At 68.1% G+C, this 23,866-nt stretch carries 25 protein-coding genes; 13 read left to right on the forward strand and 12 right to left on the reverse strand.

The window, feature by feature from the left end; genetic code table 11:
- Positions 1-51 precede the first annotated feature (51 nt).
- Entirely contained in the window at positions 52-948 is an 897-nt protein-coding gene (locus ACTG4X_RS11955; RefSeq protein WP_097199570.1) for an SDR family NAD(P)-dependent oxidoreductase, read from the forward strand.
- Between the two features lie 2 nt (positions 949-950).
- On the opposite strand, the gene ACTG4X_RS11960 is transcribed toward ACTG4X_RS11955, so the two are convergent.
- Entirely contained in the window at positions 951-1,538 is a 588-nt protein-coding gene (locus tag ACTG4X_RS11960; protein WP_093059126.1) for a GNAT family N-acetyltransferase, read from the reverse strand.
- 111 nt (positions 1,539-1,649) lie between these two features.
- Between ACTG4X_RS11960 and zigA the strand changes: the two genes are divergently transcribed.
- Positions 1,650-2,843 (forward strand): zinc metallochaperone GTPase ZigA, encoded by a 1,194-nt coding sequence (zigA, locus tag ACTG4X_RS11965; RefSeq protein ID WP_097199569.1) that lies wholly within the window; start codon positions 1,650-1,652, stop codon positions 2,841-2,843.
- Between the two features lie 7 nt (positions 2,844-2,850).
- On the opposite strand, the gene ACTG4X_RS11970 is transcribed toward zigA, so the two are convergent.
- On the reverse strand, positions 2,851-3,324 hold the full coding sequence (locus tag ACTG4X_RS11970) for a Fur family transcriptional regulator (RefSeq protein ID WP_093177992.1): 474 nt from the start codon (positions 3,322-3,324) through the stop codon (positions 2,851-2,853).
- A gap of 194 nt (positions 3,325-3,518) precedes the next feature.
- Here ACTG4X_RS11970 and ACTG4X_RS11975 point away from each other — a divergent pair, with 194 nt between their 5' ends.
- The 7 genes from ACTG4X_RS11975 to gshA all read left to right on the forward strand — a co-directional run bounded on the left by ACTG4X_RS11975 (position 3,519) and on the right by gshA (position 10,597).
- Positions 3,519-4,433 (forward strand): cupin domain-containing protein, encoded by a 915-nt coding sequence (locus ACTG4X_RS11975; protein WP_440533882.1) that lies wholly within the window; start codon positions 3,519-3,521, stop codon positions 4,431-4,433.
- Positions 4,434-4,514: 81 nt separating this feature from the next.
- Entirely contained in the window at positions 4,515-5,450 is a 936-nt protein-coding gene (locus ACTG4X_RS11980) for a tryptophan 2,3-dioxygenase (protein WP_097199568.1), read from the forward strand.
- Between the two features lie 7 nt (positions 5,451-5,457).
- Complete coding sequence (locus tag ACTG4X_RS11985; RefSeq protein ID WP_097199567.1) at positions 5,458-6,642, forward strand: FAD-dependent oxidoreductase; 1,185 nt, start codon at positions 5,458-5,460, stop codon at positions 6,640-6,642.
- 82 nt (positions 6,643-6,724) lie between these two features.
- The gene (locus tag ACTG4X_RS11990; RefSeq protein ID WP_440533883.1) at positions 6,725-7,720 is read left to right on the forward strand and encodes a Bug family tripartite tricarboxylate transporter substrate binding protein; all 996 of its coding nucleotides are present in this window, start codon (positions 6,725-6,727) and stop codon (positions 7,718-7,720) included.
- Positions 7,721-7,871: 151 nt separating this feature from the next.
- Positions 7,872-8,534 (forward strand): alpha/beta hydrolase, encoded by a 663-nt coding sequence (locus ACTG4X_RS11995; protein WP_093059132.1) that lies wholly within the window; start codon positions 7,872-7,874, stop codon positions 8,532-8,534.
- A gap of 23 nt (positions 8,535-8,557) precedes the next feature.
- Complete coding sequence (locus ACTG4X_RS12000) at positions 8,558-8,875, forward strand: putative quinol monooxygenase (protein WP_093059133.1); 318 nt, start codon at positions 8,558-8,560, stop codon at positions 8,873-8,875.
- A 165-nt stretch (positions 8,876-9,040) separates the two neighbouring features.
- Positions 9,041-10,597 (forward strand): glutamate--cysteine ligase, encoded by a 1,557-nt coding sequence (gene gshA, locus ACTG4X_RS12005; protein WP_093177803.1) that lies wholly within the window; start codon positions 9,041-9,043, stop codon positions 10,595-10,597.
- 3 nt (positions 10,598-10,600) lie between these two features.
- Here the strand turns inward: gshA and ACTG4X_RS12010 are convergent, their stop codons facing one another.
- From ACTG4X_RS12010 to ACTG4X_RS12025, 4 genes are read right to left on the reverse strand one after another with little or no spacing between them, the layout of a single operon-like run.
- The gene (locus ACTG4X_RS12010; protein ID WP_097199565.1) at positions 10,601-11,575 is read right to left on the reverse strand and encodes a Bug family tripartite tricarboxylate transporter substrate binding protein; all 975 of its coding nucleotides are present in this window, start codon (positions 11,573-11,575) and stop codon (positions 10,601-10,603) included.
- A gap of 18 nt (positions 11,576-11,593) precedes the next feature.
- On the reverse strand, positions 11,594-12,886 hold the full coding sequence (gene hmgA / locus ACTG4X_RS12015) for a homogentisate 1,2-dioxygenase (RefSeq protein ID WP_097199564.1): 1,293 nt from the start codon (positions 12,884-12,886) through the stop codon (positions 11,594-11,596).
- Positions 12,887-12,922: 36 nt separating this feature from the next.
- Positions 12,923-13,276: an NIPSNAP family protein gene (locus tag ACTG4X_RS12020; RefSeq protein WP_256329654.1), complete on the reverse strand. Its 354-nt coding sequence runs from the start codon at positions 13,274-13,276 to the stop codon at positions 12,923-12,925.
- The gene (locus ACTG4X_RS12025) at positions 13,273-14,034 is read right to left on the reverse strand and encodes an SDR family NAD(P)-dependent oxidoreductase (RefSeq protein ID WP_097199563.1); all 762 of its coding nucleotides are present in this window, start codon (positions 14,032-14,034) and stop codon (positions 13,273-13,275) included. The genes ACTG4X_RS12020 and ACTG4X_RS12025 overlap by 4 nt, the downstream gene beginning before the upstream one ends.
- Positions 14,035-14,212: 178 nt before the next feature.
- On the opposite strand from ACTG4X_RS12025, the gene ACTG4X_RS12030 reads away from it, so the two are divergent.
- The gene (locus ACTG4X_RS12030) at positions 14,213-14,986 is read left to right on the forward strand and encodes an IclR family transcriptional regulator (protein WP_097199562.1); all 774 of its coding nucleotides are present in this window, start codon (positions 14,213-14,215) and stop codon (positions 14,984-14,986) included.
- Positions 14,987-15,003: 17 nt separating this feature from the next.
- On the opposite strand, the gene ACTG4X_RS12035 is transcribed toward ACTG4X_RS12030, so the two are convergent.
- The 6 genes from ACTG4X_RS12035 to ACTG4X_RS12060 all read right to left on the reverse strand — a co-directional run bounded on the left by ACTG4X_RS12035 (position 15,004) and on the right by ACTG4X_RS12060 (position 21,348).
- Positions 15,004-15,771: an alpha/beta fold hydrolase gene (locus ACTG4X_RS12035; protein ID WP_097199561.1), complete on the reverse strand. Its 768-nt coding sequence runs from the start codon at positions 15,769-15,771 to the stop codon at positions 15,004-15,006.
- A gap of 34 nt (positions 15,772-15,805) precedes the next feature.
- Positions 15,806-16,777, reverse strand: a complete 972-nt coding sequence (locus tag ACTG4X_RS12040) for a tripartite tricarboxylate transporter substrate binding protein (RefSeq protein ID WP_097199560.1) — start codon at positions 16,775-16,777, stop codon at positions 15,806-15,808.
- 56 nt (positions 16,778-16,833) lie between these two features.
- Positions 16,834-17,562, reverse strand: a complete 729-nt coding sequence (locus ACTG4X_RS12045; RefSeq protein WP_097199559.1) for an enoyl-CoA hydratase/isomerase family protein — start codon at positions 17,560-17,562, stop codon at positions 16,834-16,836.
- A complete protein-coding gene (locus ACTG4X_RS12050; protein ID WP_097199558.1) occupies positions 17,549-18,736 on the reverse strand; it encodes an alpha/beta hydrolase family protein in 1,188 nt (395 codons plus the stop codon). The genes ACTG4X_RS12045 and ACTG4X_RS12050 overlap by 14 nt, the downstream gene beginning before the upstream one ends.
- A gap of 172 nt (positions 18,737-18,908) precedes the next feature.
- A complete protein-coding gene (locus tag ACTG4X_RS12055) occupies positions 18,909-20,492 on the reverse strand; it encodes a class I adenylate-forming enzyme family protein (protein WP_097200854.1) in 1,584 nt (527 codons plus the stop codon).
- A gap of 34 nt (positions 20,493-20,526) precedes the next feature.
- Positions 20,527-21,348 (reverse strand): SDR family oxidoreductase, encoded by an 822-nt coding sequence (locus ACTG4X_RS12060; RefSeq protein ID WP_097199557.1) that lies wholly within the window; start codon positions 21,346-21,348, stop codon positions 20,527-20,529.
- Positions 21,349-21,519: 171 nt separating this feature from the next.
- Here ACTG4X_RS12060 and ACTG4X_RS12065 point away from each other — a divergent pair, with 171 nt between their 5' ends.
- The 3 genes from ACTG4X_RS12065 (at position 21,520) to ACTG4X_RS12075 (ending at position 23,767) form a co-directional block, all read left to right on the forward strand.
- Positions 21,520-22,200: a glutathione S-transferase family protein gene (locus ACTG4X_RS12065; RefSeq protein ID WP_097199556.1), complete on the forward strand. Its 681-nt coding sequence runs from the start codon at positions 21,520-21,522 to the stop codon at positions 22,198-22,200.
- A gap of 130 nt (positions 22,201-22,330) precedes the next feature.
- Positions 22,331-22,714, forward strand: a complete 384-nt coding sequence (locus ACTG4X_RS12070; RefSeq protein ID WP_093059150.1) for a response regulator — start codon at positions 22,331-22,333, stop codon at positions 22,712-22,714.
- A gap of 123 nt (positions 22,715-22,837) precedes the next feature.
- The gene (locus tag ACTG4X_RS12075) at positions 22,838-23,767 is read left to right on the forward strand and encodes an SDR family NAD(P)-dependent oxidoreductase (protein WP_097199555.1); all 930 of its coding nucleotides are present in this window, start codon (positions 22,838-22,840) and stop codon (positions 23,765-23,767) included.
- Positions 23,768-23,866 lie beyond the last annotated feature (99 nt).

Genomic DNA, 23,866 nt, shown 5'->3' on the forward strand with positions numbered 1-23,866 from the left:
CGCACTATCTTCGTCCGCTCTTGCACAGGCAGATCGAAGGAGCAACCGAACATGCAGAACGAAAACACCCGTCGCCCGTTGAAGGATTGCGTGGCAGTGGTGACTGGCGCGAGTCGAGGAGCAGGGCGCGGCATCGCGCTGGAACTGGGCGCCGCCGGAGCCACGGTGTACGTCACCGGGCGCAGCACGCGCGAACGGCCCGCGCAAACCTACGGCCAGTTGCTGGCCCTGTCTGATATGCAGGCCGTGCCCGGCAGCATCGACGACACCGCAGACGAACTCACCCGCATGGGCGGACACAGCATCGCCGTGCAGTGCGACCACACCCGCGAGGAAGAAGTGGCGGCGCTCTTCGCCCGCGTGGAGCGCGAGGCAGGCCGCATCGACCTGCTGGTGAACAACGCCTGGGGTGGCCACGAGACCTTCAATGGCGTGTTCGAAGCACCTTTCTGGGAGCACCCGCTGTCGAACTGGGATTCGATGTTCGACCGCGGCGTGCGCAACCACCTCGTGGCCAGCCGCTGTGCCGCGCCGCTGATGGTGCGACAGAAAAAGGGGCTGATCCTCACCACCACCTTCTGGGACCGTGATCACTATCTGCGCGGCAGCCTCTTCTACGACCTCGCGAAGGCTTCGATGACCCGGCTGGCGTTCGGCATGGCGCAAGACCTGCGGTCGCACAACGTCGCCTCCATTGCCGTGTCGCCCGGCTGGATGCGCACGGAGTTCGTGCTGGCCGGCCACAAGACCGATGAGGCGCACTGGCATGAGCGGCCCGCGCTGGCGCGCACCGAGTCGCCGCGCTACCTGGGACGGGCGATCGCGGCGCTGGCCGGCGATGCGCGGGTGATGGACAAGAGCGGCGAGGTGCTGCGCGTGGCCGACCTGGCGCGCGAGTACGGCTTTACCGACATCGACGGCAGGCAGGTCGAGGCCTTCGAGATGTAGCGCTACCGGAGCTCCCGCACGTCGATGCGAAAGCGCAGTTCAGGCGTGCCGCCGAGCTCGGGTAGCTTGACGAACTCTTCCACCAGCACGCCGCCGTTGGCGCGGATCACCTGCTGCGAGGCGAGGTTTTCGGGGCTGGTCGTGATGTCGACGTGATCGAGGCCCCTGGTGCGCGCCTCGGGCAGCAGCGCGCGCAGCGCAGCCTTGGCGTAGCCTCGGTTGCCCTTCCACGGGACCACGCCGTAGCCGATGTGGCCAAGGCAGTAGATGGGCAGGGCGTTGGTGCCAGGCTGCCAGCGTAGCTGAATGCTGCCGCAGAACTCGCCGTCCCACATCCAGCGCCGGTAGCCTGGCAGGCGGGGCACGGTGCCTCCGCCGGGCAGCGCGACTGGCGGGCCCTTGGCTTCGGGGTCGACGAGGCTGGCCAGAAAGCGTTCGGGGTCGGCGTGGATCTGCGCCAGTTCTTCCTGGCCGGCTTCGGGCCGCAGGTTGTTGGGCGACCAGCCGCGTTCCAGCGCGGCGATGTAGCCGGCGAGGTGTTCGTGCGAAGGCCAGACGAGTTGCAAGGGCGTGCGGGGTTCGGAGGTCATTTTCCGGATGGTAGGCGAACGGTCGATGGCGACCGGGGCTCGGCAGTAAAACGCAACAATGTTGCGTTGATCCATATAATGCAATACTGTTGCATATATGGAGCCTGCCCCATGGCTGACCGCCTCCCCGTTACCGTGCTCTCCGGCTTTCTTGGCGCCGGCAAGACCACGCTGCTGAACCACATCCTCCACAACCGCGAGGGCCGCCGCGTGGCAGTCATCGTCAATGACATGAGCGAGGTCAACATCGACGCTGCGCTCGTGCGCGACGGCGGTGCCGAGCTCTCGCGCACCGACGAGAAGCTGGTCGAGATGAGCAACGGCTGCATCTGCTGCACGCTGCGCGAAGACCTGCTGATCGAGGTCAACCGGCTCGCGAAGGAAGGGCGCTTCGACCAGCTGGTGATCGAGTCCACCGGCATCTCCGAGCCGCTGCCTGTGGCCGAAACCTTCACCTTCGCTGGCGAAGACGGCAAGAGCCTGGCCGACGTGGCCCGGCTCGACACCATGGTGACGGTGGTCGACGCCTTCAACTTCCTGCGCGACTACGGCTCGCCCGACAGCCTCGGCCAGCGTGGCCAGTCGCTCGGTGACGAGGACACGCGCACGGTGGTCGACCTGCTGATCGAGCAGATCGAGTTCTGCGACGTGCTGGTGGTCAACAAGACCGACCTCGTCACGCCCGAGGAGCGCGAACGGCTCATGGCCATCTTGCGCAGCCTGAACCCGCGTGCCCGCATCGAGGTGTCTGAGTTCGGCCGCGTGGCGCTCGACCGCGTGCTCGACACTGGCCTGTTCGACTTCGAGCAGGCCGAGCAGGCGCCCGGCTGGCTGGCCGAGCTGCGCGGCGAGCACGTGCCCGAGTCGGAGGAATACGGCATTCGCAGCTTTGTCTACCGTTCGCGCATTCCGTTTCACCCGATGCGATTCTGGAAGCTGGTGCAAAGCGAATGGGAAGGAGTGGTGCGCTCCAAGGGCTTCTTCTGGCTTGCAAGTCGCGCCACGCGTGCGGGCTCGTGGTCGCAGGCCGGCGGCGCCTGCCGCTATGGCGCGGCGGGTTTCTGGTGGGCCGCAGTGCCGCGCGAGCACTGGCCGACCGAGCCGGATGCGCTGGAGCTGATCCACAAGAACTGGGACCCGGCCACGGGTGACGCGCGGCAGGAGCTGGTGCTGATCGGCATCGGCATGGACGAAGACGCGTTGCGCGCCCGGCTCGACGAGTGCCTGCTCACGGAAAACGAGATGCGCTTCGGCGCCTCGTGGTGGCAGAACTTTCCGGATCCGTTCCCCTCGTGGAACGTGTGAGAAAAGCCTAGCGGGCGCAGTCGCCGCAGGTGCCGTGGAGGGTCAGCGCAGTGTGGCGGGTGTCGATGCCCTGCTTGCGCAAGGCCCGCCCCAGCCGGCCCATCACCTTCGGCAGTTCCGGATCGGACGGCAGCGCCAGCACCTTGTGGCACTGGTCGCACTCGAAGGTGTTGCCCGACTCTGCCTCCACATGGCGCGAGAAGCGGTTGACGCGGTCGGGGCCCACGCGGCGGTCGCACAGGCCGGCCTCGACGAGCCGGTCGAGCACGCGGTAGACCGTCACGCGGTCGGGCGTTTCGCCGGTGGCGGCGGTGTAGGCCGAGGCCACTTCTTCGTGCGTCAGGGGTTGCGAGCTGTGCTCGATCAGTTCGAGCACGGTCTGCGCGGCGCGCGTGACGCGCAGGCCGTTGTCGCGAAGCAGCGTTTCGCTGTCGAACGGGGCGGCGCGAGGGGGCTTCGGGTGCGAGGTCGTTGTCTTCATGCGGTCTTCTTGCGAAACGCCATTGTGTTGCATCCCGGGGCGCCTTGGGTAGCGCGGGGCGCAATCGCCCGCCTGGCATGCCAGATAATCGCCGCCATCGAGACACACCACCGGGCGGCACGAACAGCATGGACACAGAGCGGGGCGGCGACGTACTCAGCCATGTGCTTGCGACGTACAAGTCAGAAAGGGCGGTGACTGCGCGGTTTTCGCTCTCTGCTCCCTGGGCGCTGCATTCGACCGGCGTGGCCGGTCCGCTGATCCGCATGTGCACCGGCGCACCCTACTGGATTGCAGTGGACGGCGCCGAGCCGGTGCAGGTGGCGCCGCACGACATCGCGATGCTGCCGCAAGGCGGGGCGCACACCGTGTCGTCCGCGCCGGGGCTCGATGCGATGCCTTTCCGCGAGCAGATCGAGGCGCATTCGATCGGCCGGCACGGCGACCACCCCATCGTGTTCTCGCATGGCGGCGGCGGCCCGGTCACCGAGCTGTTCTCGTTGCACCTGTGGATGCCCGCACAGGGCCTGGGCTCGATCATCGGCAGCCTGCCGTCGCTGATCGTGCTTCGGCAGGCGCAGATTCCCACCACCGCCTCGCTGGCGCAGGCCATGGAATCGCTGGTGAACGAAACCGTGGCCCAGCGCCCGGGCTGGCAGCTGTCGGCGGCGCGCATGGCCGACCTGCTGCTGGTGCACATCCTGTGCGAGCACCTCTATGCCCAGCCGCAGGCGCAGAGCCAGACGGGACAGGTCGGCAGGCTGCGCGGGCTGGACGACGAAAGCATTGCCCGTGCGATGTCGCTGATGCACGAGCGGCCCGAGCATCCGTGGTCGGTTGCCACGCTGGCGCAGGCCAGCTACCTGTCGCGCACCATCTTCAGCGAGCGCTTTCGCGCGCTCGTGGGCGTCACGCCCATGCATTACCTGGGCTCGTACCGCATGACGCTGGCGGCCGAGAAACTCAAGAACCGGCAGCTGAGCCTGCACCAGGTGGCCGAGGCGGTCGGCTATGCGTCGGAGAAGGCGTTCTCGCGCGCCTTCCAGCGCTGGACGGGCATGACCCCGAGCGCGTACGCCCGCCAGCAGGGCGGACCCGAATCCGACTGAATCTGCCGTCCCGGACGGTCGGTGCCCAAATCCGGCCTGCCGGAGGTTGAGGCGGCGGCGTGCGGGTCGAACAATCGGCGCATGGCAACCCCACGCAAAAGAGTCATTCCCGAAGTGCGCAACCCCGCGCTCGAGCTGTCGCTGGTGAAGCCCATCGCCACCGGCGACAACCAGCAGCGCGCGGCCACCGTGCAAAACACCGATGGTGAGCCACTGGTGGCCTTCGAAGGCAGCAGCAACCCCTACCTGGAGCACCAGCGCAACGACCTGCTGCTGAGCCTGCAGCACATGCGCAGCGAAGGCCACGACGAGATGGTCTTCATGTGCATCACGCACTGCAAGGAGCTGAGCTTCAAGGCCATCCACTACGAGCTGGCCAACATGCAGGCGCGCATCCGGGGCGACGACGTGGCCGGTGCGCTGCAACTGGTGCCGCGCGTGCGCGCGCTGCTCGAATTCCTTGGCAAGACCTGGGACGTGCTCTCGACCATCACGCCGCACGAGTTCAACCAGTTCCGCAACACGCTGGGCATTGCCTCGGGGCAGCAGTCGTACATGTACCGGCATGTTGAATTCATCCTCGGCAACAAGTCGATTCCGCTGGCGCGCGCGCATGCGAACAACCCCGACGTGTGGCCCTACATGGAGCGCGCGCTGAATTCACCGAGCCTGTACGACGACGTGCTGGCGCTGCTGCACCGCCGCGACATCGCCGTGCCGCCCGGGGCGCTGGCGCGCGACTGGTCGGCGCCCTATGTGCCGAACCCGGGCGTCGAGGCGGCGTGGCTGTGGGTGTACGGCGATCCGACGCCGGAGAACGACCTATACCGGCTGGGCGAGGCGCTGATGGACATCGCCGATGTGTTCTCGCAGTACCGCTGGCGGCATTTCGTGTCGGTCGAACGCATCCTGGGCTTCAAGCCGGGCACGGGCGGTTCGGCCGGCGTGGGTTGGCTGCGCAGCGTGGTCGATCACCGTTTCTTTCCCGAGCTGTGGTCCGTGCGGACGCAGCTGTGAGCACGGCATGACACAGGCAGCAAGGGTATTGATCGTCGGCGCGGGCATCGCGGGCTGCTCGGCCGCCATCTCGTTGGCCGGCAAGGGCTTTCGCGTCACGCTGGTCGAGAAGCAGGCCGAGTGGCGCTTCCAGAGCTCGGGCATCTTCATCTACGGCAACGGGCTCGAGGCGCTGCGCAAGGTCGGTGTTCTGCCCGGCATCCTCGACGCGGGCTTTGCCATAGAGGACGGCCGCAATGTCTACCTCGACCACCACGGCGAGCCCATCGTCGATGTGTTCTATCCGCGCTCCAGCGGCGGCTCGGCGCCTATCGTGGGCATCAGGCGCGCGGAGATGCACCGTATCCTGGCCGCGCGGCTCGATGCGTTGGGCGTGGAGATACGGCTGGCGACGACGGTCGCGGAGATCGATTCGCCCGGCGGCAGCGATCGCGCGGAGGTCATGTTTTCGGACGGCACGGCACAGCGCTTCGACCTCGTCATTGGCGCAGACGGCATCCGCTCGCAGGTGCGTGAGGCCGTCGCCGGCCCCGTCGCACCGCGCTACACCGGCTTCGGCGTCTGGCGCAGCGTGCACGAGCGGCCGCGTGCGCTGGACGCCAAGATCATGATGATGGGCGTCGGCAAGCGGCTGGGCATCATGCCGATCAGCCACGACAGGCTCTACATCTTCGGCACGGTCGCCGAGCCGGCTGGCCGCTGGTATCCGAAGGAGACATGGCCGGAACAGATGCGCGAGCGCTTCGCCGAGTTCGGCGGCCCGGCGCGGCAGTTTCTGGATCAGCTCGGCGCGGATTCCGAAGTGCTCTACACGGCCGTCGAGGAGGTGCACACGCCGCTGCCCTGGCACGCGGGCCGCGTGCTGCTGATAGGCGATGCGGCGCATGCCTCGACGCCCTTCATGGGGCAGGGCGGGGCTATGGCGGTGGAAGACGCGGTGGTGCTGGCCGACATGCTCGCGCGGCACGGCATCGCCGACGCCACGCTGCACGCCTTCGGCGAACGCCGCTACCCGATGTGCCGCTTCGTGCAAGACGCCTCGCGCAAGGTGGGCGAGGCGGGGGCGATGGAAGATGCCGAGAGCTGCGCGCGGCGCAATGCGGCGATGCGCGAGGGGGCACAGCAGCAGGTCGATGCCTTCTACCGGCAGCTGGGAGAGTTCGGCTCGCTGCATATGCCGGAACCAGCCTAAGCATCTGACAAATGGGTCGTTCGCTTGCGGGCGAGGGCGCGACAGAATCGCGCGCTTTGCCTCCTGCAATCGAAAGTTCGCCATGCGTGCCCATTTCCTGTCGAAGCTGCTCAAGCCGGTCCTTGGCCTGTGGGCCTGCGCTTCGTTGACCGCGGCCGCGCAGGCGCAACCGGCGGCTGCCGCCTATCCGTCGAAGCCCGTGCACATCACGGTCGCGAATACGCCCGGCAGTTCGCCCGACGTGCTGGCGCGCTACCTGGCGCAGCGCCTGTCGGAGCAATGGAAGCAGCCGGTGGTGGTCGACAACCGCGCCGGCGCGGCCGGCATCCTGGCCGCCGATGGGCTGGCCAAGGCGCAGCCCGACGGCTACTCGCTGCTGGTGGGCGCGGACGGGCCTATCACCATCCTCCCCAACATCCAGGCCGGATTGCCCTATGACGCCCGGCGCGACCTGGTGCCCGTGGTGTCGCTCGGGCAGATCGACTTCGTGCTGGTCGCCAACCCGAAGACCGGCTTCCACACGGTGGCCGACTTCGTTCGCGCGGCCAAAGCCCATCCTGGGCGCATCAACTACGCCTCGGCCGGCAATGGCAGCCCGCAGCAGTTGAGCATGGAGCTGCTGAAGCAGAAGGCTGGCATCTACGTCACGCACATCCCGTACCGTGGCGGCCCGCTGGGCATGCAGGACGTGATCGCGGGGCAGGTCGACGTGATGTTCATCGCGGTCGGCCCCGCGCTGCCGCACATCCGCAGCGGCCGGCTGGTGGCGCTGGGCACCAGCGGCGAGAGGCGCCATGCGCTGCTGCCCGAAGTGCCGACCGTGGGCGAAAGCTATGCGGGCTACCGCTCGGGCACATGGTTCGGGCTGTTCGCGCCGGCGCGAACGCCGCAGCCGGTGCTCGACGCCATCGCGGCGGAGGCGGGGCGCATCGTGCAGGCTCCGGCCGCCCGTGCAGAACTCGCGGTGCAGGGCATCGAGGCCACGGGCCATCCGCAACGGCAGTTCCAGACGCAGGTGGCGGCCGAATACGAGCGCTATGCGCAGATCGTGAAGGCCGTGGGCATCAAGGCCGAGTAACAGACAGTCAGACAGTCGCCTGCCCGGGCAACCGCACGGTGGCACATCGCAACGATGTGCAAGTCAGCCAACCGGCCGTTTCCGTGCCTTGGGCAGGCCCCGGATGCGCTAAGGTGCGGTCATCCGCGTTCCTGAATACCTTTGCCCGACCATGTCCCGTCCTCCCATCGAGATCGAAACCGCCCCCAACCCCACCGCCACGGTGATCGTGATGCACGGCCTCGGCGCCGACGGCAACGACTTCGTGCCCATTGCCAACGAACTTGAGCTTTCGGCCGTGGGCCCGGTGCGCTTCGTGTTCCCCAATGCGCCGGTCATGCCCGTGACCATCAACGGCGGCTACCAGATGCCGGCCTGGTACGACATCGCCTTGCCCGACCTGGCAGCGCAGGAAGACGAGGCCGGACTGCGCCGCTCGCAGGCGACCATCGAGGCGATCATCGCCAGTGAAAAAGCCCGCGGCATCGCCGCCGAGCGCATCGTGGTGGCCGGCTTCTCGCAGGGCTGCGCGATGGCGCTCATGACCGGCCTGCGCCACACCGAGCGGCTGGCCGGCATCGTCGGCCTCTCCGGCTACCTGCCGATCGCGGCCACCACTGCGGCCGAACGCCACGCGGCCAACCACGAAACGCCCGTGTTCCTCGCCCATGGCCGGCAAGACCCCGTGGTGCCCCTTGCCGCGGCGATGCGCTCGCGCGACGCGCTGGCCGCCTTGGGCTATACCGTCGAGTGGCACGAATACACGATGGCGCACTCGGTGTGCATGGAAGAAATCGCCGACCTCAACCGCTTCCTGCTGCGGGTGCTCGGCTGAACTTCGTCGAAGGAGACAAGAAAATGATCCTGGTCATCGGACACGCCCTGGCAAAGCCCGACACCCTGCAGGCCATGCTCGCCATCAGCACCGAGCACGTGCTGCGCTCGCGCACCGAAGCCGGCTGCATTTCGCATGAAGTCACGACCGACGTGCAGGACCCGCTGCGACTGACCTTCGTGGAGCGCTGGAGCGACATGGCCGCGCTGCAGACGCATTTTCGCGTGGACGCCTCGCGCGCCTTCGGCAAGGCGCTGGCGGCCATGGCCGACGGCACGCCGGAGATACACGTCTACCAGTCGGACGAGATCGACCTGTCGGCCGGGCGCGCCAAGGCCTGAAATTCATCAGCCATCGGGGCCGTTCACTGGCGCATCGTCTATGCAGATAGCTATCAAAAACATAGCGAACCACAGGGTAGCCTGCCTCGGGATTCCCTGCACGAGCAATGCCCGCGTGCCCGTGCTACCTTCCAGCCCCTCAGAAGATTGATGGGTCATAACAATATGAGCAACAGATTGCTGGAGAGGTTGGGTGCACTTTCAGCCGCACGCCTCCAGGGCATGCGGCGTGGCATCGAGAAGGAAAGCCTGCGCGCTCTGCCGGACGGCAAGCTCGCGCTGACGCCGCATCCCGTGGCCCTGGGCTCCGCGCTCACGCATCCGCACATCACGACCGACTTCAGCGAATCGCAGCTCGAACTCATTACGGGCGTGCATGCGAACGTCGAATCGGCGCTCGAAGAGCTCACGCGGGTGCACCAGTTCACCTACCGCGTGCTTGACGGCCTGGGCGACGAGCGCCTGTGGGTGTCGAGCATGCCCTGCGGCCTGCCGACCGACGAGACCATTCCGATCGGCCGCTACGGCTCGTCGAACGTGGGCCGCGCCAAGAGCGTCTACCGCATGGGCCTGAGTCACCGCTATGGCCGCCGCATGCAAACCATCTCGGGCATTCACTACAACTGGTCGCTGCCCGACGTGTCGAGCGAACAGTATTTCGCGCTGATTCGCAATTTCCGCCGCCAGGCCTTCCTGCTGCTGTACCTGTTCGGCGCCTCGCCGGCCCTGTGTTCGAGCTTTGTGGCGGGCCGCCCGCACGAGCTGCAGCCGCTGGGCGACGGCAGCATGTTCATGCCGCACGGCACCTCGCTGCGCATGGGCCGCCTGGGCTACCAGAGCGACGCGCAGGCCTCGCTGGCCGTGAGCTACAACAGCCTCGACGGCTACGGCGCCTCGCTGCAGGACGCGCTCACGCGCCCGTGGCCGGCCTACGAATCCATCGGCATCCGCAACCTCGGCGGCGACTACAACCAGCTGGGCACCAGCCTGCTGCAGATCGAGAACGAGTTCTACGGCACCATCCGCCCCAAGCGCGTGATCAACCCCGGCGAGCGTCCGCTGCATGCGCTGCGCGAGCGCGGTGTGGAATACGTCGAAGTGCGCCTGATGGACCTCGACCCCTTCGAGACCGTCGGCATCAACGCGCAGACCATGCGCTTCATCGACGTGTTCCTGCTGCACTGCCTGCTGAGCGACAGCCCCGACGACACGCCGCAGGAAATCGCCGACCTCGCGCACAACCAGCACCTCACGGCCGCGCGCGGCCGCGAGCCGGGCCTGAAGCTGCAGCGCGACGGACGCGAAGTGGCGCTGGCCGACTGGGGCCTGGAGCTGGTCGAGCAGTGCCTGCCCATTGCCGCCGCGCTCGACGCGGCGCAGGGCGGCACGGCGCATGCCGATGCGGTGCGCGCCGCCAGGGCCGCGCTGCAGAACCCCGACAGCCTGCCCTCCGCCCGCGTGCTCGCGGCCATCGAGAAAGACCACGGCAACTCCTTCATCGGCTTCGTGCGTGCCCAGTCGGAGCAGACCCGCGCCGCACTGCTGGGCCTGCCGTTCTCGGCCGCGCAGCAGGCCGAGTTCGAGCAGATGACTGCCGAGTCGATCCAGGAGCAGAAGCGCATCGAGGCGGCCGACACCATGCCCTTCGAGATCTACCGCGAGCAGTACGTCTCGCCCGCGCGGCTGGGCATGGCGCGCGGCCGCATGGCGGTCGCTGCCTGAGGCTTATTGCCGGGGAATCCCGGCCTGGGCGACGACCTCGCTCCAGCGCTTGATCTCGCGTTCGATCATCGACTTCATCTGGACGGGCGAAGAGGGCGCGGGTTCGCTGCCCAGTGATGCCAGCGTTGCCTTGACGCCCGGGTCGCCGAGCGCCGCTCGCACGCTGCGATCAAGGCGCTCGATTGCCTGCGGCGGCGTGCCACCGGGCGCCGCGAGTCCCAGCCAGGAGCGGATCTCGAAGCCCTTCAGCACGCTCGCGACGGCAGGCACCTCCGGCATCGACGGCCAGGGTTGCGCGCTGGTGACCGCCAGCGCACGCAGCCGGCCAGACTGGATGTGCGGCGTTGCAACGGTCAGCGTGTCCGCCAGGATGTCGACGTCGCCCGCGATCACCGCCTGCACCGGTGCGCCGCCGCCGCGATAGGGCACGTGCAGCAGCCTGACGCCGGCGCTGACGCCCAGCAGTTCCCCGACCATGTGCTGCGTCGAGCCCACGCCCACGGAAGTGAATGTGACCCGCTCCGGCGCCTGCCGCGCAGTGGCGAGCAGTTCCGCGAGATTCCTGGCCGGATGCTCCGCGCGCACGGCGATGACGAAGGGAAAGCTCGTCACGGTCGAGACGAATGCGAAGTCCTTCACCGGTTCGTAGGGCAGCGTCTTGCGCAGCGCGGCCGACACCGTGTGCGCGCCGGTGAGCATGACGATGTTGTAGCCATCGGGCCGGGCCTTGGCCACGAAGTCCGTGGCGATCAGGCCGCCCGCGCCGCTCTTGATCTCGACGACCACGGGCTGCTTCAGCGTCTCCTGCATCTTCTGCGCGAGCAGGCGCGAGACGACATCGGCGTTGCCGCCTGCACCGAATCCGTGGCAAAGCTGTATCGGGTGGCTGGGGTAGTCGCTCTGCGCGCGAGCCGGGGGCTGCAGCGCGAGTGCGGAGGCGGTGGCGACGACGAAGTCGCGCCGGGTGAAAGCCGTCATGGTCGTTGTCTCTTTCCGTCAGGCCTTGGCGGCCCTGAACCCGTGCCATACCGCGTCGTAGTCCGGCTGCAGATTGGCGGCTCCAAGCGCTTGCGCCGTGGGCCGGAACACGTGGCGGCTCTCGAACATGAAGGCCAGCGTGTTGTCGAGGCGGTGCGGCTTGAGTTCGGCCGTGCTTGCCCGCTCGAAGGTGGCGGCGTCCGGCCCGTGCGGCAGCATGCAGTTGTGCAGGCTCACGCCGCCGGGCACGAAGCCTTCGGCCTTCGCGTCGTACACGCCGCGCACCAGCCCCATCAGTTCGCTCATCACGTTGCGGTGGAACCAGGGCGGGCGGAAGGTGTCTTCCGCCACTAGCCAGCGCGGCGGGAAGATCACGAAATCGCAGTTGGCAACGCCGGGCGTGTCGGTGCCGGAGGTCAGCACCGTGTAGATCGACGGATCGGGATGGTCGAAGCTGATCGTGCCGATGGCCATGAACCGCGCCAGGTCGTACTTGCAGGGAGTCAGGTTGCCGTGCCACGCGACCACGTTCAGCGGCGTGCCGGCCTGCGTGCCTTCCCAGAGGTGGCCCATGAACTTGTTGACGATGCGCACGGTGCCGGCGTCTTCCTCGAAGGCCGCCATGGGCGCCAGGAAGTCGCGCGCGTTGGCCAGCCCGTTCGACCCGATCGGCCCCAGCTCCGGCAGGCGAAAGGGCGCGCCGTAGTTCTCGCAGACATAGCCCCGCGCCTCGCCCTCGCCCTCCTGCAGCGCGACGCGAAACCGCATGCCCCGCGGCACCAGCGCGATCTCGCCGGGGGCGACGTGCAGGCGGCCCAGTTCGGTATGGAGCAGCAGCGCGCCATGCTGCGGCACGATGAGCAGTTCGCCGTCGGAGTTCACGAGGTAGCGCCCGTCCATCGAGCGGTTCGCGCGATAGACATGCACTGCCGAGCCTGTCTGCGCGTGCGGGTCGCCGTTGCCGGCGATGGTCAGCATGCCGTCGACGAAGTCCGCGTCCCCGGCCGGCATCGGCCAGGGGTTCCAGCGCAGCCGGTTGGCCGGTGTTTCCGCTTCGGTGAATGGTCCGCTGCGCCAGTCACCGTCGTCGATGCGCGCGAAGGCTTCGTGCATGGCGCTGGGGCGCCTCCTGTACATCCAGGTGCGCCGGTTGTGGTCACGCGGCGCCGTGAAAGCCGTGCCTGACAGCAGCTCGGCATACAGGCCCAGCGGCGCCTGCTGCGGCGAGTTGTGCCCGACGGGCAGGGCGCCCGGAAGCGCCTCGCTGGCGAACTGGTTGCCGAATCCGCTCTGGTAGTCGAGCGTTGTCATGGTGTCTCCATCCTTTGTTCCGAGTCGATGCGGTCGTCAGTCCTGCCACCGGGGCGTGAAGAAGGGCGCCGGAAGCAGGATCTTCGATTCCTGGCTCTGCAGCAGCGGAAGCATTTCCACCACGTAGGCCTTCCATGCCGGGTCGGCCATCAGGAGCTCCCGCCGCTCGGCGCGCTCGTTCATGTCCACGTAGGCCCACATGTGGATCACCTGGTTGAGCGGGCCGGTTTCGGTGCGGTAGTAGCCGACCATGCGGCCGAGGATGCGGCGCTGTATTGCCAGGCCCTTGGCCTCGTACAGCGACAGGTAGGCCCGCCACTGGCCGGGATGGGTGGTATAGGTGCGTTGCTCCACGAGCATGCGGGCGGTCGTGTCGGGCCCGGCTGTCACAGGCTGTGCCCTCCGTCGATGACGATCCGCGTGCCCGTGGCCGTGCGCAGGTGCGTCACGCAGGCCAGCACGGCGAGCGCCACGTCCTGCGGCGTGACGATGCGCCCGAGCGGCGTGGCGGCCGCCTTCTTGAGCAGGTCGTCGCGGTTGCGCCCGCGAACGAAATCGGTGTCGACCGCCGCGGGCGAAACGCTGACGAAGCGCACGGGGCCGAAGGCTCTTGCCATCGACACGGTCATGGTGTCGAGCGCCGCCTTGGCCGCGCAGTAGGCGATGTTGCTGCCCAGGCCCGTGAAGGCGGACACGGAAGACACGTTGACGACGACCGCATCGGTGGACGCACTAAGCAGCGGCATGAGCGCACGCGTGATGGCATACGGGCCGCCGACGTTGGCTGCGAGTATTTCGTCGAACAGCGCCGGCGCCAGCGCATCCAGGTCGCCGTGCGCAATGCGCTGCGTGAAGCCGGCGGAATTCACGAGCACGTCGACGCGGCCGAAGCTGCGATGCAGGGTGTCCGCCATGGCGGCGTGCGCCGCGCTGTCGGTCAGCGGAATCCGCAGCGTGCTGTGGTCATCGCCTGGCAGTTCGGCGCGCAGTGCCTGTGCACGCTCCGCACCTTCGTTGTAGCCGATGACGACCGTCGCTCCTGCGTCCGCCAGCACGCGCACGCAGGCGGCGCCGATGCCGCTGCTGCCGCCGGTGACGACGGCGACCCTGTCTTTCAGCGCCAGAGCGCGTTCCTGCGTCGTGCTCATCCAAACCTCCCGCAAAGCGCCCTGTGCTTTTTCATGACTGCCCTTGATCGTTGGGTTCCGTCGCTCGCTCCGCCGTTCGGCAAGAGTGGTGTCCGATAGACGGGGCGCCGCTATGGCTCCAGCGGGAATTGTTTTCTAATGACTCGCTTCAAACCAGTCGTTTGTCCATCAATCGAACATGAAAACGCCCTCCGATGCAGGCTCGCTGAAACGAGGCGTGGTGATTCTCAAATTGCTGGCCACCGCTGGCCCTCGCGGGTTGGCGCTGACCGAGTTGTCCGAGAAATCGCAGATCCCGCATCCATCGGTGCATCGCATCCTGGGGCAGCTGGCCGCGGAACGACTGGCGGTCTTCAACGATGAGCTCCGGCGCTACAAGCTCGGGCCCCTGGCATTCGAACTGGGTGTGGCCGGCTCGACCATGCACGACATCCGCGACCTGTGCGACCCTGCGATGGGCACGCTGGCGCAGGAGACGGGCGACACCGTCTACCTGGTCGTGCGCAGCAGCTTCGATGCGGTCTGCATGCACCGCCGCGAGGGGGCCTTTCCCGTCCGCGCGCTGGTGCTCGAGGTCGGCAGCCGGCGCCCGCTGGGCGTGGGCGCCGGCGGGCTCGCGATTCTGTCGGCCATCGACGACGAAGAGCGGGCCCACATCATCGAAAGGGTGGGGCCGAGCCTGGCGGCCTTCGGAAAGTTGTCGCCGCAGGATCTGGCGCAGGCCTGTGTGCAGACGCGCGCCATGGGCGCCGCGGTGATCCAGAACCGTGTGAGCCTGGGCGTCAAGGCGGTCGGCGTGCCCTTCAGGGATTCGATGGGGCAGGCCGTGGGCGCGCTGAGCGTTGCCGCCTTGTCGCAGCGGCTGAGCCAGCGGCGCATCGAGCAGGTGGCCGAGATGCTGCGCAGTGCCACGCAGTCGGTGGAGGTGCTGCTGCGCAAGCGCAAGACCTGAGGCGGCTGGCTGCTTCTTCAGTCGCCGCCGTGCTGCCGCAGGAAGGCTTCGACCCGCGTCACGAGGTACGCTGGTGTTTCGAGCATCGGGTAGTGGCCGGCATTCGGCAGCGTCTCGATCTGCGCGTGCGGGTACATGCGGGGGAAGGTGGCTTGCACGAAGTCGGAAGACACGCCCCCGTCGTGCTCGCCCACCAGCACCATCAGCGGCGCGCGCAGCCCCGCAGCCCTGTCGGAGAAATCGGTTTTCGAGAATGCGCCGAAGTAGTCCTCGAAGGCGACGGGCTCGGAGGTGCTGCGCTGGTGGGCCAGGATCGAGCGGGCCAGTGCAGGCGTCAGGCGCGAGCCCAGCGAGCTCTCGATCACGCCGAGTGCCGCCTCGTCGCTCCTGCCCGCCGATGCGAACAGCGCCGCGACCTCCGCCGGCAGCGGTACGCCGGAAGCCGGCACCGGCGTCACGCACACGGCGGCCTGTATGCGGTCGGGCGCATCGATTGCCACTCGCTGCGCCACCATGCCGCCCATGGAATGGCCGAGCAGGCTGAAGCGCCCCCACCCCAGCCGGTCGGCGAGTTCGAGGCTGTCGGCGGCAATCTCCGCGATCGTGTGCTCGCCCCCGATGGCGCGGGAGGCGCCGTAACCGCGGTAGTCGGGAAAGGCATACGTGAAGGCTTTCCCGTCCAGCAGCGGATAGGTCGGCGCCCATACGCCGTGGTCGCCGAACCAGCCGTGCAGGACCATCACCCGCTGGGGGCCGCTGCCCCGGATTTCGTGGCCCAGAGTCATGTGCGTTCTCCTTTGCCCGTGCGGGCGTGCCGTGTCAGTCGATCTTGATGCCCGCGGTGCCGATCACCTTGGCCCACTTCGACGATTCGCTCGCGATGGTGCTCGCGAACTGGGTCGGTGTGCTGGCGACGGCCTCGACGGTCTGGTCGCTCAGCTGCCGGCGGACCTCGGGGTCGGCAAGCACTTTCTGCAGTTCGGAGGACAGCCGTTCGACGACCGCGCCCGGCGTGCCCGCGGGCGCATGCAGGCCGAACCAGAGTGCCGAGTCGAAGCCGGCGATGCCGGCTTCCGCAAAGGTCGGCACCTGCGGCAGGGCGGCAAGGCGATGCCGGCCGATGACCGCCAGCGCCTTGACCTTTTCGGCGGTGACCTGCGCCATCACCGGCGCTGCCGGCGTGAAGGCCAGGTCCACCCGGCCGGCCATGACGTCGGTCAGCGCCTGGGCGCCTCCCTTGTAGGGCACGTGCGTCAGGCGCACCTGGGCCGACTGGTTGAACAGCTCGCCGTAGAGGTGCGTGAAGGTGCCATTGCCCGAAGAGCCATAGCTGAACTTGCCGGGCGCTTCGGACGCCGCGGCAACCAGTTCCTTGACCGTGCGGGCGGGCAGGTCGGCGCGCGCGATCAGCAGCGCGGGCGCTTCGGCGAGCAGCGTCACCGGCGTCAGGTCCTTGACGAAACTGAAGCGGAGATTCGGATACAGGCTGGGGTTGATGACATTCGCGGTGGTGCTCAGCAGCAGCGTGTGGCCATCGGGTGCGGCATGGGCCACGGCTTCGGCGGCGATGCTGCTGCCCGCGCCCGGCCGGTTCTCGACGATCACGGGCTGCCCCAGGGCCTGCCCCATGCGCGGCCCGAGGATGCGCACGATCAGGTCCCCGGTGCTTCCGGCCGGAAATCCGACAAGGATGCGGATCGGCTTTTCCGGGTAGGTGGCGGATGCGGCGGGCGCGCATGCGCTCGCCAGCGCGAAGGCGGCCATGAGGGGCGCAAGAAATGAAAGTCGCATGGTGATGTCTCCTTTTTTGTTTTCCTCGCCGCGCCGCGCCGCGCCGGCGCTGCCGTTCAGCGCGAGCCCAGCACGTTGGCCAGCAGGCCCGCCCCGTAGAGCACTGCATTGGGTTCGTGGTGGCGCGGCGCGGTCGCCAGGAACTGCTTCGCCGCTTGCACGGCCGGCACGGGGAAGGAGAGAAGGCGCTGCACCAGGGCATCGCCCTCGGCCTGCAGTCGACCGCTCTCGACGACCCGGCCCACGATTCCCGCAGCCAGCGCCTCGCGCGCGCCGATGGGCTCCGCGCCGAAGACCAGGTGCGCCAGCGCTTTGGCCGGCATGCGGTCCAGCAGCGGTGCCATGGCAATGCAGGGCGGAATGCCGCGTTCGAGTTCGCGCAGCGCGAAGCTGCTGTCTTCCTCGCACAGCGTGAGATCGCAGCGCGCGGCCAGCACCGTTCCGATGCCCCATGCCCGGCCCGCCACCATCCCGACCACCGGCGAGCGGCAGCGGCCGAACGCCTCGTAGAGCCTCTGGATTGGCCCCGCGTCGTCGCGCAGCACGTCGGCCGCATTGACCCCGGCACCGGGCGGCGGCGGCGCCATCTCGCGGCCCAGGCAGAAGTCAGGGCCTTCGGCGCGCAGCACGATCACCCGGCTGTCGCGCGCGGCATCCAGCGCTTCGGCCAGCGCCAGCGCCATGGCGTTGGTGAGCCGGTTGCCGGCCTCCGCGCGCTGCAGCCGGATGGTGGCCACCTCGGCGCGCACATCGCAACCGATCCAGGAAGTTTCAGGCGTGGTCATTGGGTGCCGTCTCCTGCAGGCGTTCGGCCATCCAGTCGCAGACCAGGCTCAGCGCGGGCTCCGGCCGGTCGAGGTTCACGTGGGCTGCACCGCCTTCTTCTTCGGTGAACACGCGCAGCTGCTTGTGGCGCGAACTCACCGCCTCCAGCAGGCGCTGGGCTTCCGAAGGCGGCGCATGCCGGTCGTTGGCGCCGTGCACGATGAACAGGTCGCAGTCGATGCGGCCGGCCACGCCTTCGAGGCGGAAATCCTCCAGCTTGTGGAATGCGTTTTCCCAGTCGGGCACGCCGAGGATTCGCAGGATTTGCTTGCCTGTGGTGCCCAGTGGCGCGCTGTTGCCCAGTTGCGTGGCGCCCTGGCCCGGCACGTAGCCGACGCGCCGGACCATGCAGGCATGCGTGTCGAAGACCGCGCCCATCACGGCGCAGGCCTTGACTCGCTTTTCGAACGCGACGGCGCGCGGTGCGTAGTAGCCGCCCCAGCTGGCCGCCACCATGCCGATGCGTGCAGGGTCCACGTCCTGGCGCTGCACGAGCCAGTCGACGCAGGCTGTCACCGGCTTCTCGAAATCGTGGCGGGCGGTCAGGCCATGCACGCGCAGCGCCGAGCCCTGGCCCGGACCGTCGAAGGCGAGCGTGGCGATTCCGCGCCGCGCGAGATTCAACGCCACGTAGAACATCTCTTCCTTGTTGGCGTCCAGTCCATCGGACAGGAGCGCCACCGGCCCCGGGCCGCTGCGGCCCACGGCGGGCACCAGGTAGGCCGGGATCACGCTGCCCTCGAAAGGAATGTCGACCAGCTCGATGCCCGGGTCGCGGTTCCGCGCGAAGGTCTCGAAGCACGACAGGTGCTTGGCGTAGGAAAGTTCGGCGCGGGGGTCGTCGGGGTCCAGCAGCCCCTCGGCCCACTGGTGATAGACCGAGGCGCGCAACGAGAAATCGCTGGCGCTGACGCGATGGCCGCGCGACAGGGCGTCGGCGGCAGATTGCTCCAGCTGGCGCCCGAGCTCTCCCCACGCGCGATGCCAGGCCTCCACGTCGCCGGAAGGCTGTACCCGCGCCGCGTCTTTCAGGCGGGAGCAGGCCCAGTCGATTTCGCCGAACAGTCCGCCCGCGGCGATGGCGCGGAGCACGGCGAGAGACCAGCGGTAGTTTTCGGGGAAGTAGAAGAACATGGTCTTTCAGGGGGGCGGGCTGGCGCCCGGCGGTCCCGCGTCAGGTCGATGAATCGATCCATTGTTCGCGCACCCATCTCCCGAAACTATGGCTTTGTCCGATAGATGAACATGAGAATTGCCAACGCCTGCGTCTGGCGTTGCTCCGTCACCCGGTGGCCGGACCCGGCGCCTACCTTTCCCCGGACTCGAAGAGCGCCAGGTGAGCAGTGCGCAGCTGAAATTTCTGGATCTTGCCCGTCGGCGTCATCGGCATCCCGTCGACGAAGCGGATCGACTTGGGTACCTCGAACCGGCCGAGGCGCTCCTTGCAGAACGCCAGCAGTTCGTCTTCGCCGCACGAGCCGTCATTGCGGCGCAAGACCACGAACGCGGCGACCGCCTCGCCCCAGTGCGGATGCGGCAGGCCCACCACGGCCGCGGCGCCGACGGCGGGGTGGGCGAGCAGCACGGCCTCCAGCTTGACGCTGGAAACGTTCTCCCCGCCGGTCTTGATCATGTCCTTCTTGCGGTCGAGAAACAGCATGTGCCCGTCGGCGTCGAGCATGCCGATGTCGCCGGTGTGGTGCCACCCGAAGCGGCGCGCCGCGGCGGTGGCCTCCGGGTCCTTGAGGTAGCCGAGAAAGACGTTGGGCCCGCGATGGACGATCTCGCCGACCTGGCCCGGCCCGAGCAGCCGGCCGTCGTCGTCCATGACGGCGGTCTCGACACCCGCCACCGACACACCCCAGCAGTTGCCGTCCTTGTCCGGGTGGTCGCTCGCGCGGTAGACCATGGTCGGCGGGTACATCTCGGTCTGGCCGGTGCCCAGGCGCACGTCGGGGCACATGTCGCGCCGGATGTCCGCGAGCAGGTTCTTCGGCATCGGCGCCAGGCCGTACATGCACAGGCGCAGCGACGAGAAGTCGGTTTGCTGGCGCTGGGGGTGCTTCATCAGCGCATCGAACATCATCGGCAGGCACGACAGCCAGGTGATGCGTTCGCGCCCGATCGCCGCCAGCATGGCCACGGGATCGAAGCCGTTGGCGAGCCACAGCGTTGCGCCGACCATCAATGCGCCGGTGCTGATGGCGTGCTGGGCGCAATGGAACAGCGGCAGCACCGAGACGACGACATCGCGCTCGGTGGCCTCGAAGCTTTGCGCGCAGCTCAGCAGCGCGCCATGGACCGAGCGATGGGAATGCATCACGCCCTTCTGCTTTCCCGTGGTGCCGCTGGTGTACATGATGAGTGCGAGGTCATCGTCGCCACGCGCAGTGGCCAGCGGCTGCGCCGGCGGGCGCGATGCCAGCGCGTCGAAATGCAGCGTGCCGGCGGTGGCCTGGTGTTGTGCGCCGATCACCACCGTCAGCAGGCCCAGGCGCTCGACCAGCGTGCGCAGCGCTGGCACTTCGAACAGCGCTGCATCGATGAAAACCGCGCTGGCTTCGGCGTGGCTCAGCACATGCTCGATGGAGGCCGCATCGAGCTGCACATTGACCGGCACCCAGACGTTGCCCGACTTGTGGATGGCCTGGATGGCCGCGAGGTGCTCGATCGAATTGACGCACATCGTCGCGATGCGGCGATCGGCGAGTTCATGGTCGCGCAGTGCCTCGCCCACGCGCTCGCTCGCGGCATCGAGCGCTGCAAACGTGACCCGTCGATCACCCTGGATGACTGCGATCTTGTCCGGATCTCGCCTCGCGCTGCGCCGCACGACGTCTGCGAGCGAAATACGGGCGATGCTTGCGCGTTCGGCGTCGGCTGCTTGCATGCGTTGGTCTCCTTGGGGCGGCACGGCGGCCTGGTCACGGTTCCACGAAAAAGTCGATCAGCGGCTCGACACCCGGCGTTACCAGGTAGGGCTCGAAGTCGGTGACGCCGGCATCGCGCAGCACCTGTTCGTCGATCAGCAACTGGCCGGTGAGCTCGCGGCTCGGCCGGGTCAGGATGTGCCACGCGGCGTCCGCCATGATGGTCGGCAGGCGGGCCTGTCCCGCCACGTCGGGCGCCGCGATGCGCAGGGCGCTGGTGGCGATGACGGTGCGCGGCCACAGCGAGTTGCTCGCAATGCCGCGCCCGCGCAGCTCTTCGGCGAGGCCTCGGCTGAGCATGCTCATCGCGTACTTCGAGGTGGTGTAGGCCGCATGGCGCGCGAACCACTTGGGGTTCATGTCCAGCGGCGGCGACAGGGTCAGGATGTGCGGGTTGGCCGCCTTCTCGAGATACGGCAGGCAGGCCTGCGCGCACAGGTAGCTGCCCCGTGCGTTGATCTCGAACATCAGGTCGTAGCGCTTCATCGGCGTGCGCTCGACGGTCTCGAGGTGGATCGCGCTGGCGTTGTTGACCAGGATGTCGATGCCGCCGAAGCGCTCCACCGCGGCGTCGACGGCGCTGCGGACCTGGGCTTCGTCACGCACGTCGACCACCACCGCGAGGGCCTGTCCGCCGGCGGCGCCGATTTCTTCGGCTGCGCTGTGGATCGTGCCGGGCAGGCGGGGGTCGGCCGTCGCCGTCTTGGCCGCAACCACGATGTTCGCGCCATCGCGCGCGGCCCTCAGGGCAATGGCCTTGCCGATGCCACGGCTGGCACCGGTGATGAAGAGGGTTTTCGATTTCAGGGACGGCATGGACACTCCGCAATCGCGATCGGCTATCGCAAGAGTCCGCAGGCTATTCGCCGGCGCGGAAGAAAACTTGCGCCGACTGGCTGCGCGCATCGCAGCCAATCGACGCAAGGCGCCGCGGAATGTGCGTGCGACCATCGGCGCGGCAACTTCCGGCGTCGAGCCCTCCATCCGATGATCACGCTCTACCACTGCGCGAATGCACGTTCGTTCCGCGTTCTCTGGATGCTGGAAGAGCTCGGCGCTCCCTACCGGCTGGAGATGCTGCCGTTTCCGCCGCGGGTGCTGCATCGCGAGTACCTCAAGATCAACCCGCAGGGCACGGTGCCTCTGCTGGTCGACGGCGAAACGCGCATGACCGAGTCGGCGGCCATCTGCCAGTACCTGGCCTGCATCAACGCTCCCACCTCGCTGAACGTGGAGCGCGAGGAGGCCGGTTATGGGGACTACCTGAACTGGCTTCACTTCGGCGAGGCCTCGCTGACCTTTCCGCAGACCCTGGTGCTTCGCTACACGCTGCTGGAGCCGGAGGACCGCCGCCAGCCCCAGGCCGCGGAGGACTACGCCCAGTTCTTTTTCGTGCGCCTGCGGGCGCTCGAGAGGTTGCTGGAGGCGCAAGACTTCGCATGCGCCGGCCGGTTCACGGCGGCTGACATCTCGATCGGCTACGCGCTGCTGCTGGCCAGGGTGCTGGGCCATCACGAGCGCTGCGGCCCCGCGGTACAGCAGTATTGGAAGCGCCTGAGCTCGCGCGCAGGCTTCGAGCGCGCGATGGCGGTGCAGGACGCTGAGGCCGCCCGGCAGGGCATTCAGCAGTTGCCGACGCCCGGAACAGGGCTCGGCAGACGCCCATAGGCACGGGATGACCGACAGCGGCGCTGGCCGATGGCCTACAGGCATTGGCCTGCATGGCTCACCGCGCGCGGCCGTGGGGCTGCGAGGATGCCTCCATGCACCGCGCAAGCACCGACCTCGCGACCTCCCCATGACTTTCAAGGCCTATCTAGTCGAGGACAGCCCCGTGATTCGCGAGAACCTCGTCGGATTCCTGGAAGACGTAACTGACGCCAAGGTGGTGGCCTCCGCCAGCACCGAGGAGGAGGCCGTGGCCTGGCTGCACCAGCACACCGGCGACTGGGACCTGACCATCGTCGACCTGTTCCTGAGGCGCGGCAACGGGCTGGGCGTGATCCGCGCCTGCCGCCACCGGGCGCCGCACCAGAAGGTGATCGTGCTGAGCAACTACGCCAACGCCGCCATGCGCGAGCGTTCGCGACAGCTGGGCGCCGATGCCTTCTTCGACAAGTCGGCCGAGCTCGACCAGCTGGTGGACTTTTGTGCGCAGGTGCGCGCGTCCCTTCCCGGCTGATGCAGGGTGACGCCGGCTGACGCGCGCATGACTGGGTCGTGGGCCTTTCTGGGGTAAAACGCCACGCTGCCGCTTTAGCGGCAACCGGACAACGGCAACTCCCCAGGAAAGCGACAGAGAGACATGAGTAACAACAGCAGCAACATCGACTTCAAGGGCCGCGTGGCCATCGTGACCGGCGCGGGCGGCGGCCTGGGCCGCCAGCATGCGCTGGCACTTGCGGCGCGCGGCGCCAAGGTGGTGGTCAACGACCTGGGCGGCGCGCGCGACGGCTCCGGCGGCTCGGTGAGCGCCGCGCAGGCGGTGGTCGACGAGATCAAGGCAGCCGGCGGCGAGGCCATTGCCAACGGCGCATCCGTCACCGACTTCGAGGCGGTGCAGGCCATGGTCAAGCAGGCAGTCGATGCCTGGGGTCGCGTCGACATCCTCGTCAACAACGCCGGCATCCTGCGCGACAAGAGCTTCGCCAAGATGGAGCTGGCCGATTTCAAGCTGGTGGTCGACGTGCACCTGATGGGCGCCGTGAACTGCACCAAGGCCGTCTGGGCGCTCATGAACGAGCAGAAGTACGGCCGCATCGTGATGACCACCTCGTCCACCGGCCTGTACGGCAATTTCGGCCAGAGCAATTACGGCGCGGCCAAGCTCGCGCTGGTGGGCCTCATGCAAACGCTGAGCATCGAAGGCGCGAAGAACGACATCCGCGTGAACTGCCTGGCGCCCACCGCCGCCACCCGCATGACCGAGGACCTGTTCCCCAAGGAAATGCTCGAAGCCTTCCGCCCCGAGGCCGTGGTGCCCGCGATGCTGGTGCTGGCCGCGCAGGACGCGCCCAACCGCACCATCCTCTGCGCCGGCGCAGGCACTTTCGAGGCCGCGCACATCACGCTGACGCAGGGCGCCTGGCTGGGCATTGCCGCCGACACGCCCGAGCAGCTGGCGGCGCGCCTGTCGGAAGTGACCGAGCGCGAAGGCGAGGCCGTGCCGCAAAGCGGCGCGGCGCAGGGCGCGAACGAAGTCGCCAAGGGCATGGCGAACGCGAAGAGGGGCTGACCGGCCCGCGTGTTCATGGCGCGCTTGACCTCGAGTGCACTCGAGCATTTCCAATGAATTCACCGGATGTCCGGTTCATTCATCTAATACAAGGAAATG

The organism is Variovorax sp. YR566 (assembly GCF_051992195.1).
In the GTDB taxonomy this organism is placed as follows: domain Bacteria; phylum Pseudomonadota; class Gammaproteobacteria; order Burkholderiales; family Burkholderiaceae_C; genus Variovorax.

What these genes read in the sequence shown, in the direction of transcription:
- ACTG4X_RS12030 (WP_097199562.1), top strand. Translation starts at nt 14,213, where the DNA reads ATGAAAACGCCCTCCGATGCAGGCTCGCTGAAACGAGGCGTGGTGATT.
- ACTG4X_RS11990 (WP_440533883.1), top strand. Translation starts at nt 6,725, where the DNA reads ATGCGTGCCCATTTCCTGTCGAAGCTGCTCAAGCCGGTCCTTGGCCTG.
- gshA (WP_093177803.1), top strand. Translation starts at nt 9,041, where the DNA reads ATGAGCAACAGATTGCTGGAGAGGTTGGGTGCACTTTCAGCCGCACGC.
- ACTG4X_RS12035 (WP_097199561.1), bottom strand. Translation starts at nt 15,771, where the DNA reads ATGACTCTGGGCCACGAAATCCGGGGCAGCGGCCCCCAGCGGGTGATG.
- ACTG4X_RS12010 (WP_097199565.1), bottom strand. Translation starts at nt 11,575, where the DNA reads ATGACGGCTTTCACCCGGCGCGACTTCGTCGTCGCCACCGCCTCCGCA.
- ACTG4X_RS11970 (WP_093177992.1), bottom strand. Translation starts at nt 3,324, where the DNA reads ATGAAGACAACGACCTCGCACCCGAAGCCCCCTCGCGCCGCCCCGTTC.
- ACTG4X_RS12070 (WP_093059150.1), top strand. Translation starts at nt 22,331, where the DNA reads ATGACTTTCAAGGCCTATCTAGTCGAGGACAGCCCCGTGATTCGCGAG.
- ACTG4X_RS11980 (WP_097199568.1), top strand. Translation starts at nt 4,515, where the DNA reads ATGGCAACCCCACGCAAAAGAGTCATTCCCGAAGTGCGCAACCCCGCG.
- ACTG4X_RS12050 (WP_097199558.1), bottom strand. Translation starts at nt 18,736, where the DNA reads ATGTTCTTCTACTTCCCCGAAAACTACCGCTGGTCTCTCGCCGTGCTC.
- ACTG4X_RS12055 (WP_097200854.1), bottom strand. Translation starts at nt 20,492, where the DNA reads ATGCAAGCAGCCGACGCCGAACGCGCAAGCATCGCCCGTATTTCGCTC.
- ACTG4X_RS12045 (WP_097199559.1), bottom strand. Translation starts at nt 17,562, where the DNA reads ATGACCACGCCTGAAACTTCCTGGATCGGTTGCGATGTGCGCGCCGAG.
- ACTG4X_RS11985 (WP_097199567.1), top strand. Translation starts at nt 5,458, where the DNA reads ATGACACAGGCAGCAAGGGTATTGATCGTCGGCGCGGGCATCGCGGGC.
- hmgA (WP_097199564.1), bottom strand. Translation starts at nt 12,886, where the DNA reads ATGACAACGCTCGACTACCAGAGCGGATTCGGCAACCAGTTCGCCAGC.
- ACTG4X_RS12000 (WP_093059133.1), top strand. Translation starts at nt 8,558, where the DNA reads ATGATCCTGGTCATCGGACACGCCCTGGCAAAGCCCGACACCCTGCAG.
- zigA (WP_097199569.1), top strand. Translation starts at nt 1,650, where the DNA reads ATGGCTGACCGCCTCCCCGTTACCGTGCTCTCCGGCTTTCTTGGCGCC.
- ACTG4X_RS12065 (WP_097199556.1), top strand. Translation starts at nt 21,520, where the DNA reads ATGATCACGCTCTACCACTGCGCGAATGCACGTTCGTTCCGCGTTCTC.
- ACTG4X_RS11955 (WP_097199570.1), top strand. Translation starts at nt 52, where the DNA reads ATGCAGAACGAAAACACCCGTCGCCCGTTGAAGGATTGCGTGGCAGTG.
- ACTG4X_RS11960 (WP_093059126.1), bottom strand. Translation starts at nt 1,538, where the DNA reads ATGACCTCCGAACCCCGCACGCCCTTGCAACTCGTCTGGCCTTCGCAC.
- ACTG4X_RS12075 (WP_097199555.1), top strand. Translation starts at nt 22,838, where the DNA reads ATGAGTAACAACAGCAGCAACATCGACTTCAAGGGCCGCGTGGCCATC.
- ACTG4X_RS11995 (WP_093059132.1), top strand. Translation starts at nt 7,872, where the DNA reads ATGTCCCGTCCTCCCATCGAGATCGAAACCGCCCCCAACCCCACCGCC.
- ACTG4X_RS12060 (WP_097199557.1), bottom strand. Translation starts at nt 21,348, where the DNA reads ATGCCGTCCCTGAAATCGAAAACCCTCTTCATCACCGGTGCCAGCCGT.
- ACTG4X_RS12040 (WP_097199560.1), bottom strand. Translation starts at nt 16,777, where the DNA reads ATGCGACTTTCATTTCTTGCGCCCCTCATGGCCGCCTTCGCGCTGGCG.
- ACTG4X_RS12025 (WP_097199563.1), bottom strand. Translation starts at nt 14,034, where the DNA reads ATGAGCACGACGCAGGAACGCGCTCTGGCGCTGAAAGACAGGGTCGCC.